The organism is Priestia megaterium, assembly GCF_041941685.1.
GTDB lineage: Bacteria > Bacillota > Bacilli > Bacillales > Bacillaceae_H > Priestia > Priestia megaterium_C.
This window is the reverse complement of sequence record NZ_CP130958.1, coordinates 40001-54787: the sequence shown is the minus strand read 5'-3', so window position 1 is coordinate 54787 and position 14787 is coordinate 40001. Positions and strand designations below refer to the sequence as shown.

Sequence of the window (14787 nt, the reverse complement as noted above, 5' to 3'; positions counted from 1 at the left end):
AATGAAATTTCAACCTGAATCTCCTCGCTCTTTTACATAAGAAACGCGAGGACGATATGTATAGTATGTATAAAAAATAATGCATATATAATTTGAAAAAAAGACCAATAAAAAAGCAGTAAACCAATGTCCACTGCTCATCACCACTTGCTATATTGCCTATGTCATTCTTAGAAAAATTTTAGTTGCACTGTTTCCGTTAACACATCTGCGTAACTATACGAAACGCGCTCCAAAGAGTTTTCCTCTTGATCTAATTCAACGATAAAAACAGATGGGTACGTTTCTGTTAATACACCTGAACGTTCTACTGTTTTTCTACGACCACCGTTTGCTTTTAAAGTTAATCGTTGGCCTAGGTGCAAATCCAGCGCTTGCTTAATATCAGACAAAGTTTTCGCCATATTGGTCCACCTCACTATGTATAGTGTAACACATGTTAGAAAAATAGTCAAAAACATAAAATTATAACAATCTATCTCTAATTGTGTCAATAAATAATTTTCAACATGAATCTACATTTCGCTGTTAGTATGCGCGTTTTTCAACGAAATATGTATATCTTTAGCAAATATTGAAAATGATTTTGTGTAATTAAGCGTATACTTTGGCTTCATACGAAAAAACAACTGGTTGCACATCATGCGTGTACATGCTGTAACCAGTTGTTTTTATTTCTACTCATCGCTTTCATAAGGCATGCCAGTGCGAAGCAGCCCTTTTGTTTCTACTCCTCCTAAACCTTTAGCACCCGTTAATGTATTACGTAAGACGTCCCATACATTAATACGATCCGTGAAAGGAGTAAAACTTAGTTTTGCTACTACATACACAGGGTCAAGCGCATGAATATTTACACGTGAAGGTGAACTAGCAAAGTTTGCTCCAGCTTGAATCAATAATTCAAAATGCGATTGACAGGCACCTGCAAAGATCACCAGCTGATCTAAATTACCAACTCTTTTTCTTGCTTCTTGGACTGTTTGAATATAGTGCTTGGAATGTCTATAAGCAAGGAGATCATCTTTATTTCCTTTTCCTTTGGAATAGGCATCATGGCCTGTCAGCACCAGAATATCGGGTCTTACATCCTCAATTAGCTTTCCAACTTTCTCCGGCATTTCTGACTCGACGCAATGAACACCATAAACAGGAACACCAATTTTTTCGTAAACCAACAAACATTTACGTAAATAATTAGGGTCTCCGTCTACGTGCAGGACCTTTCCTGGAATTTGAAATAAGCGATGTGAATGGCTGTATCCATTTGTCATGCTATATTCAGTTTTCTCTCGAACGAGCCGATAATCCTGTTGAATAAGCTCCAAGGATCTTTCTAAAAGTTCTTCTTCTTGTTTTTTTCTTTGATCCTGTTCTTTAGCATCCACAACCTCTAGATCTGTACAAGGAGCGTCGGCAATCAACCGAACGTCTTCTCCTATTAAAGTCGCATATTTCCCCGCTTCGCTGTCATTAATAGCTATAACACGAAAAAGCAAATCTCTTTGATAAGAAGGTCGTGTAACTATATCACCAATCTTGATGTTCATATGCTTCACTCCGTCTTTGCTACTTCAAAAATAAATTCTCTTCATAGCCTATGACTTCATGATAAAAATGTGATGATTTAGCGAAATGATTTTAAAAGTTGATCACTTAGCTTTCCAAATTCTTGAATAGATAACGTTTCGCCTCTTCGTTTCGGATCAATTTCAGCAGTTGAAAGTGCTTGCTCAATGTCCGCTTTTTTCTGCTTCCCATTTGGCAAGTTGTTCACTAGATTGTTTAAAATTGTTTTTCGACGTTGTCCAAAACTTGCTCGTACAACTTGGAAGAAGAATGCTTCATCTTGTACTTCTACCGCGGGCTTTGGTCTTCTCAACAATCGAATAACAGCTGAATCTACATTAGGCTGCGGATTAAACACTGTTTTAGGCACAATCATAACCGTCTCAGCCTCTGTATAGTATTGAATCGCAATAGAAAGTGAACCGTACTCTTTTGTTCCCGGTTTAGCTGCTATACGATCGGCAACTTCTTTTTGAAGCATAACGACGATTCCACGTACCGGGATTTGCTCTTCTAATAATTTCATCAAAATGGGTGTCGTCACGTAATAGGGTAAATTCGCAACGACCATTAAATCTTCTATGTTTTCGAATTCTTGTTCGAGCGTCCCTTTTAAATCCGCTTTTAACACATCTTGATGAATGACTTTTGCATTTGAGTAAGGAGAAAGAGTATCAGCTAAAATCGGAAGCAAACGCTGGTCGATTTCAAATGCCAGTACTTTTTTTGCGCGCTTTGCTAGCTGTTCAGTTAAGGCCCCGATACCAGGTCCAATTTCAATAGCTCCCGTTTCTTCTGTTATTTCCGCATGTTCAACAATACGATGTAAAATGTTCGTATCAATTAAAAAATTTTGTCCCAAACTCTTTTTAAATGTAAAACCGTATTTCTTTAAAATTTCCTTGGTTCGATTAGGCGTTGCAATATCTTTTAACACGATCCCTTTTCCTCCTTATTTATCTGCTCAACAGCTCTGATAAAGTCCTCTTTTGAAATTTGGAACATCTGTAATCGTTTATGGAGCTGCTTTCCGTTGGCATAGCCAATTTTTAATAACTTCCCTATTCTTTCACGTCGAGACTTGGCTTTACTATCTCCTATCAAACGAGCTACGATTAAATCCTCTTGAGAAATCTCGATAGCTGCCCCCATCCACTCTTGCTTCACATCTTTTAGTGCTTTTTGAATAGACGCAATAGAAGCATGTTCAACTCCAATACCTTTGCCATTTTTAGGGCGAGCCTCTTCTTTATCTAAGAATGCATGTTTACATCCTGGAACACGTTCTGAAACAATATTTCGAATTCGCTGTCCTGGATAATCTGGATCTGTAAAAATAATCACGCCTCTTGTTTTTTGAGCTAATTTTACTTTCTCAATAGTTTCTTCATTTACAGCTGATCCATTTGTCTCGATGGTATCCGCATCCACTGCACGTTTAATCGCTACAGTGTCATCTCGGCCTTCTACTACAATAATTTCTTTAATCTTCATTGCTTCCTCCAAAACATTCAGTTTTGTTCATTTGCTTTTCAGTAAAAATGAAATGATCGTTACGCACATCATTTTTCTTCTATGAAATCAACGTTTTATCTTATTATCAACTAAATTAAAAAGCATTTACCTGTTATTTTAACTGAAAAAGGCAGAGGATAACATTCTCCTCTGCGCCTATCTTTACTTTAACACGAAAATGATTGTTATATGAGAAAAAGTTTTAATCATTAATGCCAAATAGCTTTTTGGCGTTAGCTGTTGTAATATCAGCTAATTCTTCATACGTTATACCTTTTAACTCTGCAATTTGCTCTGCTACGTATGAAACATAACCAGGTTCATTGCGCGTGCCGCGGAATGGATGAGGAGTCAGATAAGGACAGTCTGTTTCAATTAATAGTTTATCTAAAGGAAGCTCTGTAGCAACTTCTTTTGGCTTTTTCGCATTTTTAAAAGTAACAGGTCCGCCAAAAGAAATATACATATTCATATCCATACACTGATTCGCTACTTCAATACTGCCCGTGAAGCAATGCATAATCCCACCTACTTCTTCTACGTGCTCTTCTTTTAAAATGGTTACCACGTCTTCCGTTGCATCACGATTATGAATAATGATAGGTAAATTCACTTTGCGAGCTAAGCGAATTTGACGGCGAAATACGTCTTTTTGAACTTCTTTAGGGGATTTATCCCAATGGTAGTCTAATCCCATTTCTCCTAAAGCAACAACTTTCGGATGCTGAGCTAACTCTTCAATCCAAGCTAAGTGCTCATCCGTCATATCAACTGCATCTACTGGATGCCATCCTACACTAGCATAGATAAAGTCATACGTTTCAGCTATTTGAATAGCCTTTTTGATGGTAGGTTCATCGAATCCAACAACTACCATGTTTTGAACACCTTTTTCTAACGCACGATTAATTACTTCTTGCAAATCATCTTCATACTGTTCTGCGTTTAAATGAACATGTGTATCAAATAACATCTAATCGATCCTTTCCATGAATAAAAGGGGGTCCTCGCATGTTACACGTGAAACACCCCTTTTACCTCTACTTATTTTATCTTCGTGCCGTTTGCTAAGTTTTGATCTACGCTTGCTAGTGAAAGACCATTCTCATCTTCCCCCGCTAAAATCATTCCTTGTGATAGTTCACCGCGCAGTTTCACAGGTTTTAAGTTGGTTACACAAATTACTTTTCGACCTACTAATTCTTCAGGCTTATAAAACTTGGCAATACCTGATACAACCTGGCGTTTTTCATAGCCAAGATCAAGCTGCAGCTTTAATAGTTTATCTGCCTTTTTAACTGGTTCTACTTGCGTAACTTGCGCTACACGAAGCTCTACTTTCATGAAATCATCAATTATAATCTCTTCAGAAGGCTCTTCCTTCACAACAGGTTTTTCTTCCTTTTGAGCACTTCCTTGCATCTGCTCTTTAATAAACGCTACCTCTTCTTCTCGATCTAGACGAGGGAACATTGGCTCACCTTTTTCTACTTTTGTGCCTTCTTTAAGCATATTAAAACGCGTCGTGCTTTCCCACGTTTTTAATACATCTTCTTTTACACCAATCTGAGCAAAAATTTTCTCAGGCGTACGCGTTAAGAATGGCTGCAGTAATACCGCAATGTGACGAATTGATTCAGCTAGATGTGTCATAACGGAAGCAAGTTCTGCACGCTTATTCTCATCTTTTGCTAACGCCCAAGGCTGCGTTTCATCAATGTATTTATTCGTGCGGCTTACATATTGCCAGATAGAAGCAAGAGCCACTGAAAACTCCATATCTTCCATCGCTTCTTCATATTTATTCACTGTATCTTTTTGAGCTTGGACGATAAGTGCATCAAACTCTGTTACATTGCCTTCATAAGTCGGAATAACACCATCAAAATACTTATTAATCATCGCCACTGTACGATTAACTAAGTTCCCAAGGTCATTTGCTAAGTCAAAGTTAATACGTTCAACAAACGCTTCTGGTGTGAATACACCGTCTGAACCGAATGGGACTTCACGAAGCAAGTAGTAACGAAGGGCATCTAGTCCATAGCGGTCAATCAATGTCACTGGGTCTACTACATTCCCTTTTGACTTCGACATCTTTCCATCTTTCATTAATAACCAGCCGTGAGCAAATACTTTCTTAGGAAGTGGCAAATCAAGTGCCATCAACATGATTGGCCAATAAATAGTATGGAAACGTACGATTTCTTTTCCTACTAAATGTACGTTAGCCGGCCAATATTTTCGATAGTTTTCATCGTTTTCTGTATCATACCCAAGAGAGGTGATATAGTTAGAAAGCGCATCAATCCATACGTAAATAACGTGTTTTGGGTTACCTGGAACTTTTACCCCCAATCAAACGTCGTACGAGAAACAGCTAAGTCTTCAAGGCCAGGCTTAATAAAATTATTGATCATTTCGTTTTTACGGGACTCTGGTTGAATAAATGAAGGGTTTTCTTCATAAAAAGCTAGTAAACGATCTACGTATTTCCCCATTTTAAAGAAATAGGACTCTTCTCGAACGAGCTCTACAGGGTGTCCGCTATCCGGGCTTTTTCCGCCTACAACTTTTCCATTTTCAACGATTGGATCTACTAGTTGATGCTCTGTATAGTACGTCTCATCGGGAACTGAATACCAACCTTCATACTCATCAAGATAAATATCACCTTGTTCTAAAAGGCGCGCGAAAATCTTTTCCACGATTTCTTTATGTCTTGGTTCTGTTGTACGGATAAAATCATCATACGAAATATCCATCTTATCCCACAGCTCTTTGATTCCAGATACAATATCATCTACGTATTGCTGAGGTGTCACGTTTTTCTCTTCTGCTTTTCGCTGAATTTTTTGACCATGTTCATCTGTACCTGTTAAATAACGTACGTCAAACCCTCTCAAACGTTTATAACGAGCCATTGCATCTCCCGCTACCGTCGTGTATGCATGCCCTATATGTAATTTACCACTCGGATAATAAATCGGCGTAGTAATATAAAATGTATTATTTCCATCTGCCATGTTCATAACCTCCAACATTCCATTTCAACATTTTGATTTATATGTATGTAATCATATAAACCCTGTCTTCTTATTCTACTATCTATCATACTATTTTACATGATAATTTCAAAACATTCTCTTCCTATATACACGGGAATATGACGGATTCACTTCATTTTTAAATAATCGTTATTTTCCCAAAAAATAATCCTGTTAATTGTATCAGCTTCGCCCTATTTTTATATAAAATATACCCTCATTCAAAAAGTCACTTTGATGAAGACGACAAATAGGTCTAATTTTGTCGTTTTATGTCGAATTACATTTACCCTATCTTCATAATAGTTAATATCAAGCTATTTAGACGATTAATCTTTTTTCCAATGAAACCCCTTGTCATTCCTTGACTGACAGTCACAATTAGCTTGTAAACAAGTCGAGAAAAAATTTTTTCCCAGCTACATTTTTTTACATATAAAATGATTGACTAGTTTTGGAAACGCTGGTATTATGAAAGTACGTTGAAATTGTCGAATAATGACGAAAGTAATAACATAGAAAAATGATTACTGAGAGGAGAACGATTAACATGAAATCTACAGGTATTGTTCGTAAAGTTGATGAATTAGGACGCGTAGTAATTCCAATTGAATTACGTCGTACATTAGGAATTGCAGAGAAAGATGCTCTAGAAATCTATGTAGATGAAGAGCGCATCATCTTAAAAAAATACAAACCAAACATGACTTGCCAAGTAACAGGTGAAGTATCTGATGATAACATTCAACTTGCTAGCGGCAAATTAATTCTAAGCCGTGAAGGTGCAGAACAAATCATGAAAGAACTTCAAGATTCTTTACAAGCTTCTAAATAAAACGAAAAGCTGTCTATGATAGACAGCTTTTTTTAATGTACGTGATATTCACTATAAATTTCTCGCTTTGACACATCTCGATCTTTTGCCACTTGCTTAATAGCTTCTTTGTTTGAAAGTCCTTCTTCTACATAGTGATCAACATGCTCGATAATGGTGAGCTGTTCCCACCATAGATTACTTTCATCTGGCGCTTCTTCATTTGTCCCTTCAAGAATTAAGCAGAATTCGCCTCTAATATCTGTGGCATTTGTCCATTCAATTGCTTCTAATACACTTCCTCTTAAAAATTCTTCATAGCGTTTTGTTAACTCTCTACATAACACAATAGATCGGTTCCCTAAAATTTCTTCTATACTCTTTAGTGTTTCTTTTAATCGATGAGGGGCTTCATAAAATATCATGCTTTCCTTAATATACTGAAGCTCTTGAAGTTGTTCTTTACGCTGTTTTTTATTTCTGTTTAAAAATCCATAAAAATAAAACTGCCCCGTAGGTAGTCCCGAAGCAATTAAAGCTGTTAATGCTGCGTTAGGCCCCGGCAGCGGAACAACCGTATACCCTTCTTTAACGGCAGCTACCACTAACTCATAACCAGGATCTGAAATACAAGGCATGCCCGCGTCGCTTACTAAAGCAATATTTTTTTCACTGTCTAAGTCGCTTAACAGCTGTTCACTTTTTGTATGTTTATTATGTTCATGATAACTTGTAATAGGCGTATCGATCTCAAAGTGGTTACATAGTTTTTTCGTTTGTCTCGTATCTTCTGCGGCAATATAATCAACTTCTTTTAAAATTCGAATCGCACGAAATGTCATATCCTCTAAGTTTCCAATAGGAGTGGGAACTAAATATAAAACGCCTCGTTCATTCGATACATCATAACTTTTTTGTGATTTCATTCTGCTTTTCTTGCTCCCTTCGAATGTAAGCCTGTTTTTGCACTCTGCTTAACTGTTTGAACCAATATTCTTTTTGCATAGCTTCTGTTTTAGAAGTAAACACCTCATGCCAAATTAATGAAACAGGCCTTCTTGCTCTCGTATATTTTGCCCCTTTTCCTTCATTATGGACAGAAATACGTTTTTGCAAATTATTCGTGTAACCAGCGTAATACGTACAGTCCTTGCATTCAACTACATAAAAATAATGATTATTTTGTTCCATATAAAATCCTTTTTAATTCGTCCGTGTATTCATCATTATTTTGGTAGACCACCAGCGGAGGAAGAATCTTTAAATCTGGACTTCCATCCTTCGTACCTTCAATTAAAAGTGTATTTGCTTCTTTCCCATCTTTAGGATAGACAAACTGAAGTCTCTTTGGCTCTAAACGGTACTGCCTCATTAACGTAACGATATCTAATAGTCTTCCTGGACGGTGAACTAATGCCACTTTTCCGCCTTGCTTCACTAGTTGACTGCTGGCTCTAATCACATCTTCCAACGAACAATGAATCTCGTGGCGAGCGATTGCAAAGTGTTCGTTTTCATTTATCTCTTCTTTATTGGATGTGGTGAAATAAGGAGGATTACATGTTACAACATCATATTTTCCATAACCCAGTTCTTGAGGCGCATTTTTTAAATCACCGTGTATCATTTTAATCTGCCCGTCCAGCTGATTATACGCAATACTTCTTTGCGCCATACTGTGTAGCCGCTCTTGAATTTCTACACCAATGATTTTTCCCTTTGTTCGTTTAGATAAAAACAGTGGGATTACACCGTTTCCTGAACATAAATCAACCAAGTTACCTTTACGAATTGGGACATAAGCAAAGTGAGATAAAAGCACAGCATCCAATGAAAAGGAAAAGACAGACGGACTTTGAATAATGCGCATCTCCTCATCGGCTAATAGATAATCTAAACGTTCATCTCCATATAACTCAACCATAGTCGTTCTTCTCCTTGTACATCTATTATTTATATCTTTTACTCATAAAAAGAACCTCTCCAAAAGGGAGAGGTGTTGTTACTTTTTATTTAAAAATGACAAGCAAAACAAACAGTCTCCATCTTTACGCACACTTCCATAATGAATGTTACAAATATGAAAACCCTCTTGGTAAAGGCGAGCCAAATTGTCATATCCTTCTCCGATATCAATTTGTTTTTGCTCTTTTGTTTGAGCGCTTGCTTTTGAATGTCTATTTTTCAGCTTCGTTTCGAAGTTTGTCTGGTCAAGGCGACGGCGCAAATGATCATTTTCTATTTGCAGGTGATGATTTTCTTCAATTAGCTCAGCAAGATGCTCTTTCAACTCACCTAACTGCTTATATAAATGACCAATTTGTTCCTCCATGTTTGTCACCGAATCAAAAATCTCTTTTTTATCCACCTTTGCCCACCTCGTTAATCTGTGGCTTGAAACGAAACAGCACCTTCATTATTGATCTCATCCAGAGTATACTCTAAAATTTGTTCGTGATCTGACAGTTCCACTTGAATAATTCTTTCCAAAATATTCAAACCCACTACACGTCCTGAACCATCTGAAGTTTTAATTGTTGAGCCTATATCAGGAAGCTGTTCTTTTGCCGTTTCATACTCATCATTTTCATATTTTAAACAACACATCAAACGTCCGCATAAACCAGAGATTTTCGTTGGATTAAGCGATAGGTTTTGGTCTTTGGCCATCTTAATAGAAACCGGCTCAAAATCACCTAAAAACGTTGAGCAACATAGCATACGTCCACAAGGGCCTATCCCGCCCAACAGCTTTGCCTCGTCTCGTACACCGATTTGACGAAGCTCAATTCGCGTACGGAAAATAGCAGCTAAATCTTTAACTAACTCTCTAAAATCAATACGGCCGTCTGCTGTAAAATAAAAAATGACTTTATTACGATCAAACGTATATTCTACATCTACTAACTTCATATCTAAATCGTGTGATTGAATTTTTTGCACGCATACGTCATACGCTTCTCTAGCAGCTTGTTTATTTTCATCCACAATCAGCCTGTCTTTTTGTTCGGCAATGCGGATTACTTTTTTCAAAGGAAGTACGACATCGTGTTCACTTACTTGCTTTTTATTAATAACCACTCTACCAAATTCAACACCACGAACTGTTTCTACAATAACAAACTCACCATCTGGAATTGTAAGTTCTCCAGGGTCAAAATAATATATTTTTCCCGCTTTTTTAAAGCGAACGCCTACTACATCATACAAGCTTTTATCCCTCCTGCAAATCCAACACCAGCTGTTCCATTAATAACTGTAGATTCATATTTGAATTTAATTTATTTTTGGCCTTCAAGATAACCTCTAAGCGATAAATCGCTTTTTCCTGCGTTGTCTGAAGAGCTTGCTGTTTTAATTCTTCTATTTTATGACGATAGACGATTTTAGACTCTTGTCCAACTTGCAGCGTCAACAAATCACGATAAAGAAGCATCAATAAAGTTAAACCAATATGAGCTTGTTCTTTTTCTTTAAAATGTGTTACCCACTTTTCATGAATAAAAAGAAGAGCTTGTTGAGGTCTCGTTGTTAACACTTCATATAATTGTATCACTAACTTTATTGCAAGTCCAAACCATTCATCTTTACTTAATTCAATTGCTTCATCAATGCTGTTTGTTAAATTAGACAAGATGGACGCATCTACTGCGGAAAGGCCATTTTCTACTAGTTTTTCAGCTAACTGTTCTGGTGTAAGAGATCGAAATGATATTACTTGGCAACGTGAGATAATCGTATCTAATAAGCGCTGTATATTTTCCGTTAATAAAATTGCATACGTTCCGTTGCCAGGCTCTTCTAAAAATTTCAGTAAACTATTTGCTGCGCTTACTGTCATTTTATCAACATGATTCACAATATATAACTTTTTATTAGATTCAACACCGGTTTTTGTGAATTCTGATTGCAAGAATTGAATTTGCTCTTTTTTAATCGATAGACCAGCTGGCTCAATCAAGTGAATATCTGGATGATTACCTGAATCAATTCGCCGGCAGTTACTGCACTCATGACATGGCCTATGATTAACTGGATTTTGGCAAAACAGCGCTTTAGCAAACAAAAAACTAATTTGTTTTTTACCTGTTCCTTTGCTTCCTTCAAATAAATAAGCATGAGCAACTCGCTCTTTAAGTAAGCTGTTTTGCAAAATCTTTAATACGTTCGGCTGAAGATCTTCAAGCTGTTCCCATGTATTTCCCATTCAATCATCACTTTCTATTTAAAATCTTCTCTCTCAAAATTGATGAAATTGATCTACTGGTAGTACGAATACTGTAGCTCCGCCCACTTCAACTTCAACAGGATACGGAATGTATGAATCTGCATTACCGCCCATCGGTGCCACAGGAGAAATCATCTGTCTGCGGTTTTCACATTGGCCCTTAATAATATCAAGTACTTCATCTACTTTATGATCATCTGTACCAATCATAATTGTTGTATTCCCTGATTTTAAAAATCCGCCCGTACTTGATAATTTGGTTGAACGAAACCCTCTTTCTACAAGTGCATTTAAAAGCTTTGAGCTATCTGAATCTTGAATAACGGCCATTACTAATTTCATGAATAACACCTCATTTTACTTTTTTGTTAAGAATAGTATAGCAAGAATAACGATCATCTGTATTTATTTTAAAATCAATTTTATTTGTTTATAAGCTTCTTCACAGACTTTTTCAACGGATTGATTTGCATCAATTCGTCGAATACGCTCTGGAAATTCACTCAAAAGAGATAAATATCCATCTCGTACTTTGTAATGAAAGTCTAAGGATTCTAAATCTAATCGATTAATCTCATCTTTTCGACCTTTATTAATTCTTTCTAATCCTACCTCAGGCTCAATATCAAAATATAAAGTGGCCTGTGGCATCGTTTGCTCAATAGCAAATTGATTGATAGCAAAAATATCTTCTACGCCTATACCCCGCGCATTTCCTTGATAAGCAAGTGAGCTATCAATAAAACGGTCACATAATACTATATTCCCTTTATTTAGCTCAGGAATCACTTTTTCCACAAGATGTTGTCTTCTAGCCGCAGCGTAAAGAAGTGCTTCGGTTCTGGCATCCATTTCCGTGTTAGATGGATTTAAGATGATTTCACGAATTTGTTCAGCAATTCGTATGCCTCCAGGCTCTCTTGTTAATACAATGGTATAGCCCTCTTGTATTAATTTTTGTTGAACCATATGGATGATGGTCGTCTTACCAGCACCCTCTGGGCCTTCGAATGTAATAAACGTTCCTGACATGTATAAATTCCTTTCTCTATTTAAATACTTCTATCTTTCCTTCTTCCATACAAGAGCCGCCTTGAATATGACCGTTTAACCTTTGAATATGCAAAATATAGTCAATATGATTGCTCGTAATCATTTCTCCCTCCATTAAAATAGGAATTCCAGGAGGATATGGAATAACAGATTGTGCGCTTACACACCCAATCGCTTCTTCAAACGAACACATATGCTTTGTCCTTAGTTTTCTTTCTTCCATAGGCAGGAGAACCGTTGCTCTTGAAAAACGAAATGGTTTGATTATTGGTTTTTCATATGACTTACGCTGTATATTCTCTACTGCTTGTCCAACCCGCTTAATTGTATCATTAAAATCCCAACTGCTGCTCAAAGGTAGAACAAACAATACATAGTTAACGTCAGCTAGTTCTGTATAAATATCTTGCTTTTCCAGTTCCTTTTGCAAATGATATCCTGTTGCCGCCGAACAAGTCAACGTCATTTTCAAAAGGTCGTTAGCAGTTTGATCTGTTTCCACATCAATAGTTGAAAGTGTATCAATCTCATTAATCTTTTCAGCAAACGAATGAATATTGTCAGTCATTCTATCAATATCATGCTGAGTAAACTGCTGCAGATAATATCGTGCTAAATCGAGAGAAGCCATAATAGGATATGAGGGACTGCTTGACTGCAGTACTTGTAGGTAATGCCGAACGCTTTTCTTATTTATCAATGTCCCCTGCATATGTAAATAAGAACCCATAGTCATAGCTGGCAGCGTTTTATGTGCTGACTGAACAACAAGATCCGCTCCATACGTAACAGCTGAAGAAGGAAAAGGATTGCCTAAAATAAAATGGGCTCCATGAGCTTCATCAATAATTATAGGAATATTGTAGCTATGAATAAAGTCAATAATCTCCTTTAAATCTCGCGCCACCCCGTAGTAAGTAGGATTTGTTAATACAAATGCTTTTATATCCTCAGAATGCTCTAAAGCCGCTTTAATTGTTTTAATGGATACACCTGTACTAAGATATGTTTTTGAATCTATTTCAGGAGCTAAAAAAATAGGTGATGCCTTTGATAAAGCAATAGCATTAAAAATAGATTTATGAGAATCTCTTTGGACAGCAATTTTATCTCCTTCTTGACAAAGAGATAAAATCGCAGCGAGATTGCCTACAGTAGAACCATTAACTAAAAAAAAGCTTTCATCTACTCCATACAACTTTGCCGTTAACTCTTGTGCTTCTTTAATAACAGAGTCTGCTTCATGTAAATCATCTAATCCGCTAATTTCGGTTAGATCGTATTGCAAAAAGTCTGCGTAAGAAGACTGAATATGTGAAGGTAGAATTTGACCATTTTTATGGCCGGGCACGTGATAAGAGAGTGACCTCTTTTCGCTGTGCCTTACTAAACGGTTATATAAAGGTAAATATGTATCCATATATCCATTCCTTACTTTTTGTAAATATAACATTGTTAACTTGATAAAAGAATATGTAAGTATTTTTCCTATCAAAATTCATTTTTCTTTCATTATAACAAACTTAGATGATTTTTTTGAACCATATAAAGAAGCCCTTATAAAAAAGGGCTTTTAGTAAGAAAACGCTCCTGATATTCTCTTTAATTGATCTACTAACAATTGATAACGAAAATGAGATGAATCCACCTCTACAATCTCTACCTCGCAGTGTTGGCATATAAAGCTGGAAAACACCTCAATACCCTTTGTATGCTGTTCATGACAAACGGAACATGTTTTAATTTGTTTTTCCATTACTCTCCACCTCCACTAAATAAGTATCGACAAGATGTAACTTCTTTATGCAGTTCATTTACCTCATTTTATGTAGATAGCTTATACTCTGTGAATAATAAAAAAAGGACTAGCTAAAATAGCTAGTCCTTTTTAGGTGCCTGGCAACGTCCTACTCTCACAGGGACAAAGTCCCAACTACCATTGGCGCTAAAGAGCTTAACTTCCGTGTTCGATATGGGAACGGGTGTGACCTCTTCGCTATCGCCACCAGACAAGAGATTGCTCTCTCAAAACTAGATAACAGTTCGCTGAGTAAAGCTTACGCTTTTAAAGTTTGGTTAAGTCCTCGATCGATTAGTATCAGTCAGCTACACATGTCGCCACGCTTCCACCTCTGACCTATCAACCTGATCATCTTTCAGGGATCTTACTAGCTTGCGCTATGGGAAATCTCATCTTGAGGGGGGCTTCATGCTTAGATGCTTTCAGCACTTATCCCGTCCACACATAGCTACCCAGCGATGCCTTTGGCAAGACAACTGGTACACCAGCGGTGTGTCCATCCCGGTCCTCTCGTACTAAGGACAGCTCCTCTCAAATTTCCTACGCCCACGACGGATAGGGACCGAACTGTCTCACGACGTTCTGAACCCAGCTCGCGTACCGCTTTAATGGGCGAACAGCCCAACCCTTGGGACCGACTACAGCCCCAGGATGCGATGAGCCGACATCGAGGTGCCAAACCTCCCCGTCGATGTGGACTCTTGGGGGAGATAAGCCTGTTATCCCCGGGGTAGCTTTTATCCGTTGAGCGATGGCCCTT

Annotated in this window: 16 protein-coding genes, 2 rRNA genes and 1 pseudogene (1 of these 19 running past the window's edge); 1 reads left to right on the top strand and 18 read right to left on the bottom strand. The window is 37.3% G+C overall.

What is annotated here, in order from left to right; genetic code table 11:
* Window positions 1-170: 170 nt before the first annotated feature.
* From veg to metG, 6 genes and pseudogenes are all read right to left on the bottom strand, one after another.
* Window positions 171-404, bottom strand: coding sequence for a biofilm formation stimulator Veg (veg, locus tag Q5794_RS00320; protein ID WP_013054859.1), 234 nt, complete (start codon window positions 402-404; stop codon window positions 171-173).
* Between the two features lie 273 nt (window positions 405-677).
* Window positions 678-1550 carry a sporulation peptidase YabG gene (yabG, locus tag Q5794_RS00315; RefSeq protein WP_025601509.1) on the bottom strand — a complete coding sequence of 291 codons (873 nt, stop codon included), beginning with the start codon at window positions 1548-1550 and terminating at the stop codon, window positions 678-680.
* A gap of 77 nt (window positions 1551-1627) precedes the next feature.
* Window positions 1628-2506 carry a 16S rRNA (adenine(1518)-N(6)/adenine(1519)-N(6))-dimethyltransferase RsmA gene (gene rsmA, locus Q5794_RS00310; RefSeq protein WP_098548156.1) on the bottom strand — a complete coding sequence of 293 codons (879 nt, stop codon included), beginning with the start codon at window positions 2504-2506 and terminating at the stop codon, window positions 1628-1630.
* Complete coding sequence (rnmV, locus tag Q5794_RS00305; RefSeq protein WP_192998228.1) at window positions 2500-3063, bottom strand: ribonuclease M5; 564 nt, start codon at window positions 3061-3063, stop codon at window positions 2500-2502. The genes rsmA and rnmV overlap by 7 nt, the downstream gene beginning before the upstream one ends.
* Window positions 3064-3286: 223 nt before the next feature.
* Window positions 3287-4057 (bottom strand): TatD family hydrolase, encoded by a 771-nt coding sequence (locus Q5794_RS00300; RefSeq protein WP_214988685.1) that lies wholly within the window; start codon window positions 4055-4057, stop codon window positions 3287-3289.
* Window positions 4058-4128: 71 nt separating this feature from the next.
* Window positions 4129-6110: pseudogene (gene metG, locus Q5794_RS00295) on the bottom strand (methionine--tRNA ligase).
* Between the two features lie 565 nt (window positions 6111-6675).
* Here metG and Q5794_RS00290 point away from each other — a divergent pair.
* Window positions 6676-6966 carry an AbrB/MazE/SpoVT family DNA-binding domain-containing protein gene (locus Q5794_RS00290; protein ID WP_170836841.1) on the top strand — a complete coding sequence of 97 codons (291 nt, stop codon included), beginning with the start codon at window positions 6676-6678 and terminating at the stop codon, window positions 6964-6966.
* A gap of 32 nt (window positions 6967-6998) precedes the next feature.
* Here the strand turns inward: Q5794_RS00290 and rsmI are convergent, their stop codons facing one another.
* The 12 genes from rsmI to Q5794_RS00230 all read right to left on the bottom strand — a co-directional run.
* Complete coding sequence (gene rsmI / locus Q5794_RS00285; protein ID WP_192998225.1) at window positions 6999-7871, bottom strand: 16S rRNA (cytidine(1402)-2'-O)-methyltransferase; 873 nt, start codon at window positions 7869-7871, stop codon at window positions 6999-7001.
* Window positions 7849-8136 (bottom strand): GIY-YIG nuclease family protein, encoded by a 288-nt coding sequence (locus Q5794_RS00280; RefSeq protein ID WP_013054850.1) that lies wholly within the window; start codon window positions 8134-8136, stop codon window positions 7849-7851. The genes rsmI and Q5794_RS00280 overlap by 23 nt, the downstream gene beginning before the upstream one ends.
* A complete protein-coding gene (locus Q5794_RS00275; RefSeq protein ID WP_116741793.1) occupies window positions 8123-8869 on the bottom strand; it encodes a tRNA1(Val) (adenine(37)-N6)-methyltransferase in 747 nt (248 codons plus the stop codon). Before Q5794_RS00275 ends, Q5794_RS00280 begins: the two co-directional genes overlap by 14 nt.
* A 78-nt stretch (window positions 8870-8947) precedes the next feature.
* Window positions 8948-9313, bottom strand: a complete 366-nt coding sequence (yabA, locus tag Q5794_RS00270; RefSeq protein WP_013054848.1) for a DNA replication initiation control protein YabA — start codon at window positions 9311-9313, stop codon at window positions 8948-8950.
* A 14-nt stretch (window positions 9314-9327) separates the two neighbouring features.
* Window positions 9328-10155: a stage 0 sporulation family protein gene (locus Q5794_RS00265; protein ID WP_013054847.1), complete on the bottom strand. Its 828-nt coding sequence runs from the start codon at window positions 10153-10155 to the stop codon at window positions 9328-9330.
* Between the two features lie 4 nt (window positions 10156-10159).
* Window positions 10160-11152 carry a DNA polymerase III subunit delta' gene (holB, locus tag Q5794_RS00260; protein ID WP_098623013.1) on the bottom strand — a complete coding sequence of 331 codons (993 nt, stop codon included), beginning with the start codon at window positions 11150-11152 and terminating at the stop codon, window positions 10160-10162.
* A gap of 33 nt (window positions 11153-11185) precedes the next feature.
* Window positions 11186-11515 (bottom strand): cyclic-di-AMP receptor, encoded by a 330-nt coding sequence (locus Q5794_RS00255; protein ID WP_013054845.1) that lies wholly within the window; start codon window positions 11513-11515, stop codon window positions 11186-11188.
* Between the two features lie 63 nt (window positions 11516-11578).
* Window positions 11579-12205 (bottom strand): dTMP kinase, encoded by a 627-nt coding sequence (tmk, locus tag Q5794_RS00250; RefSeq protein ID WP_043979046.1) that lies wholly within the window; start codon window positions 12203-12205, stop codon window positions 11579-11581.
* A 16-nt stretch (window positions 12206-12221) separates the two neighbouring features.
* Window positions 12222-13646 carry an aminotransferase class I/II-fold pyridoxal phosphate-dependent enzyme gene (locus tag Q5794_RS00245; protein ID WP_214988682.1) on the bottom strand — a complete coding sequence of 475 codons (1425 nt, stop codon included), beginning with the start codon at window positions 13644-13646 and terminating at the stop codon, window positions 12222-12224.
* Between the two features lie 153 nt (window positions 13647-13799).
* Window positions 13800-13982, bottom strand: coding sequence for a sigma factor G inhibitor Gin (locus Q5794_RS00240; protein ID WP_013054842.1), 183 nt, complete (start codon window positions 13980-13982; stop codon window positions 13800-13802).
* Between the two features lie 138 nt (window positions 13983-14120).
* Window positions 14121-14236, bottom strand: a 5S ribosomal RNA gene (gene rrf / locus Q5794_RS00235).
* A 62-nt stretch (window positions 14237-14298) separates the two neighbouring features.
* Window positions 14299-14787, bottom strand: a 23S ribosomal RNA gene (locus Q5794_RS00230) (it continues 2447 nt past the right edge of the window).

What these genes read in the sequence shown, in the direction of transcription:
- Q5794_RS00255 (WP_013054845.1), bottom strand. Translation starts at nt 11,515, where the DNA reads ATGAAATTAGTAATGGCCGTTATTCAAGATTCAGATAGCTCAAAGCTT.
- rsmI (WP_192998225.1), bottom strand. Translation starts at nt 7,871, where the DNA reads ATGAAATCACAAAAAAGTTATGATGTATCGAATGAACGAGGCGTTTTA.
- Q5794_RS00240 (WP_013054842.1), bottom strand. Translation starts at nt 13,982, where the DNA reads ATGGAAAAACAAATTAAAACATGTTCCGTTTGTCATGAACAGCATACA.
- Q5794_RS00280 (WP_013054850.1), bottom strand. Translation starts at nt 8,136, where the DNA reads ATGGAACAAAATAATCATTATTTTTATGTAGTTGAATGCAAGGACTGT.
- veg (WP_013054859.1), bottom strand. Translation starts at nt 404, where the DNA reads ATGGCGAAAACTTTGTCTGATATTAAGCAAGCGCTGGATTTGCACCTA.
- tmk (WP_043979046.1), bottom strand. Translation starts at nt 12,205, where the DNA reads ATGTCAGGAACGTTTATTACATTCGAAGGCCCAGAGGGTGCTGGTAAG.
- Q5794_RS00245 (WP_214988682.1), bottom strand. Translation starts at nt 13,646, where the DNA reads ATGGATACATATTTACCTTTATATAACCGTTTAGTAAGGCACAGCGAA.
- holB (WP_098623013.1), bottom strand. Translation starts at nt 11,152, where the DNA reads ATGGGAAATACATGGGAACAGCTTGAAGATCTTCAGCCGAACGTATTA.
- Q5794_RS00300 (WP_214988685.1), bottom strand. Translation starts at nt 4,057, where the DNA reads ATGTTATTTGATACACATGTTCATTTAAACGCAGAACAGTATGAAGAT.
- rnmV (WP_192998228.1), bottom strand. Translation starts at nt 3,063, where the DNA reads ATGAAGATTAAAGAAATTATTGTAGTAGAAGGCCGAGATGACACTGTA.
- Q5794_RS00275 (WP_116741793.1), bottom strand. Translation starts at nt 8,869, where the DNA reads ATGGTTGAGTTATATGGAGATGAACGTTTAGATTATCTATTAGCCGAT.
- yabG (WP_025601509.1), bottom strand. Translation starts at nt 1,550, where the DNA reads ATGAACATCAAGATTGGTGATATAGTTACACGACCTTCTTATCAAAGA.